General features: G+C 64.1%; 2 protein-coding genes. Both read right to left on the bottom strand.

What is annotated here, in order from left to right; all coding sequences use genetic code 11:
* Window positions 1-317: 317 nt before the first annotated feature.
* A complete protein-coding gene (locus tag AAGI46_16630; GenBank protein ID MEM1013833.1) occupies window positions 318-2,483 on the bottom strand; it encodes a glutamine synthetase III in 2,166 nt (721 codons plus the stop codon).
* Between the two features lie 136 nt (window positions 2,484-2,619).
* The coding region (locus AAGI46_16625) for a glycosyltransferase (protein MEM1013832.1) at window positions 2,620-3,048 on the bottom strand (429 nt) is incomplete at its 5' end.

Raw genomic sequence — 3,048 nt, 5'->3', positions numbered from 1 at the left:
GTCAGGCCGGCCAGATCAGGCTTGAGCGGCTTGAACGGGTGTCGCTGCGCGACGCGTGCGAAGGCCCCAACCGAAAAGCCCCGCGGTCACCAGAAAGGTGGCCACGGGGCGAGGGGAGAGATCGCCCATAGTTTAATGCAGCCGCTTACACAGTCAATGCATTTCCCCCACTTTAACACGATCAGGGGAGCGATAACGACGTCTGATAACGCTTCGTGAGCGCAAAGAAGAAGCCCACAGGCTGGACCTGTGGGCCTGGGAGCTCGGTTATCCCTCGCCTCGGAGTGTCCCCGACACGAGTCCGGATGCCGAACTCCTTAGCGGATGAAGAGCATCTCGCGGTACGTCGGCAGCGGCCAGAGATCGTCGGCGACGATGTCTTCCAGGGCGTCGCCCACTTCGCGAAGCTCGTTCATGGTGCCGAGCACCTCGTCACGCATGAACTTCGTCGCGACCGACAAGTCCTCGCCGTGCTCGTGCTCGAGCGCCGTGTCGAGCTTGGCGATCAGCTTGACGAAGTCGCCGACGTGGGACTTGAGCTTGCCGATCGAGTCCTCCATGACGTCTTCGCCAAGCACTTCGGCCGCCTCGCCGAGCTCTTCGGCGTAGCGGACTGCCGCCGGCAGGATCATCGTCTTGGCGATGTGACCGGCCGTGCCGCCCTCGATCGCAAGCGTGTTGATGTATTGCTCGGCCAGGATGTTGAAGCGGGCCTCGATCTCGGGCTTGGTGTAGATGCCGTACTTGCTGAAGAGGTTGATCGCCTTTTCGGTCTTGAGGACGTCCAGGGCGTCGGCGGCGTTCTTCAGGTTCGGCAGGCCACGACGCTCGGCCTCCTTGTGCCACTCCTCGGAGTAGTTGTCGCCGTTGAAGATGACCGGCTTGGCCTCCTTGATCATCTCGCTCATGAGCGACTGGATCGCCTTGTGCAGATCCTCGCCCTTGCCGACTGCCGCCTCGAGGTGCGTCGCCATGTAGTCCATGCGCTCGGCGACCATCGCGTTGAGCACCGTGTTGGGGCCGGAAATGTTGTGGCTGCCGCCGACGGCACGCAGCTCGAACTTGTTGCCGGTGAAGGCGAACGGGCTCGTGCGGTTGCGATCGCCCGCCTCCTTCGGAATGTCGGGAAGGATGTCGACGCCGGTCGCGAACACGCCGCCCTGCTTGCTCGACGGGGCCGAGCCGTTTTCGGCGATCTGGCTGAAGACGTCTTCGAGCTGCTCGCCCAGGAAGACGCTCAGGATGGCCGGCGGGGCTTCGTTGGCACCGAGGCGGTGGTCGTTCGCCGCCGACGCGATGGCCATGCGGAGGACGTCGCCGTAGGTGTAGATCGCGCTGATGATCGCGGCCGTGAAGACCAGGAACTGTGCGTTGTCGTGGGGATTATCGGACGGATCGAGCAGGTTCTCGCCATCGGTCGTCGACATCGACCAGTTGTTGTGCTTGCCCGAGCCGTTGACGCGGGCGAACGGCTTCTCGTGCAGGATGCACATCAGGCCGTACTTCTCGGCCGTCTTCTTGAGCGTGCTCATCATCACCATCTGGTGATCGACGGCGACGTTGGTCGTCTCGAAGATCGGGGCGACCTCGAACTGGCCCGGCGCGACCTCGTTGTGACGCGTCTTGACCGGCACGCCCAGCTTGAACATTTCCGCCTCGGCGTCGGCCATGAAAGCCAGCACGCGATCCGGAATCGCACCGAAGTAGTGGTCGTCCTGCTCGTGTCCCTTGGGCGGCTTGGCACCGAAGAGCGTTCGGTCACACGTGATCAGGTCCGGACGAGCAAAGGCCAACGCCTTGTCCACCAGGAAGTACTCCTGCTCGGCACCGACGGTCGTGAAGACACGCGCCGGCTCCTTGCCGAAGAGCTTCAGGATCCGCTTGGCCTGCGTATCGATGACGGCCATTGAGCGGAGCAGCGGGGTCTTCTTGTCGAGCGCTTCGCCGGTGTAGCTGAGGAATGCCGTCGGGATGACGAGCGTTGCGCCGTTGGGGTTTTCCATGACGAACGCGGGGCTCGTCGGGTCCCACGCGGTGTAGCCGCGAGCTTCGAAGGTGGCCCGCAGTCCGCCCGACGGGAACGACGACGCGTCCGGCTCGCCCTTGACGAGTTCCTTGCCCGAGAACGAGCTGATTGCCTTGCCGTCGTTGAGCGGCGAGAGGAAGCTGTCGTGCTTTTCGGCCGTCAGCCCGGTCATGGGCTGGAAGAGGTGGGTGAAGTGCGTGGCACCCTTTTCCATCGCCCAGTCCTTCATCGCACTGGCGATGACGTCGGCGAATTCCGGCGAGAGGCTCTCGCCCTCCTCGACGGTCTTGCGCAGCGCCTTGAAGGCCGGCTTGGGCAGGCGAGCGCGCTGTTCGTCGACGTTGAAGACGTTCGTGCCGAACAGTTCCTTGGTGGGCTTGGACTTGTAGTCGTACTGGGCCAGATTACGAGTGGCCGTGGCGATCGAGTGGATCGCCTGCTTGCGTGCGTTCGACATGTCTTGCTGTGGGATGGGTGGGACGTGAGGGCAGTCGGTGGTGAGCCGGCGGTTGGTTGCGGCCATTAGAGTCAGTCCCGCCGGCGCGTCAACTGACGATCGGGCGGACGATTCCAATCGAGACCAGACGAACCCGTCACATCAAATCCGACAAATAGGTCTCGAGTTCCGCAGCGCGTGTTGCGGCCGTGTGACGTGCGAGCACAAGCGTCCGTGCGGCCGCTCCGATCGCGTTCGCCTCGGCGGCAGGCGTGTCGCGGACGATCGACAACGCCGCATCGGTCGACTCTGCAACTCGAATCTCACGGCCGATCTCGAAGAACTCGCTCATGCCGGGCCAGGCGTCGCTGACGACCGGCGTCCCGCAAGCCGCGGCCTCGAACAGGCGAACACTCGGCGACCAGCCTGCGGCGACCATGTCGGCCCGCGTGACGTTCAGCGTCCAGCGGCTGGCGTTGTAGAACGCGCGGTGCTCCGCCGGCGGCAGGTGGTCGATTCGTCTGACGTTGCCCGGCCAGGCGATCGATGCCGGGTACATCGGCCCGGCCACACAGAACCGCCCGTC

The organism is Planctomycetota bacterium, assembly GCA_038746835.1.
In the GTDB taxonomy this organism is placed as follows: domain Bacteria; phylum Planctomycetota; class Phycisphaerae; order Tepidisphaerales; family Tepidisphaeraceae; genus JBCDKH01.
Note: the sequence above shows the minus strand (reverse complement) of the source record. Positions and strands in the feature narration are given on the sequence as shown.

What these genes read in the sequence shown, in the direction of transcription:
- AAGI46_16630 (MEM1013833.1), bottom strand. Translation starts at nt 2,483, where the DNA reads ATGTCGAACGCACGCAAGCAGGCGATCCACTCGATCGCCACGGCCACT.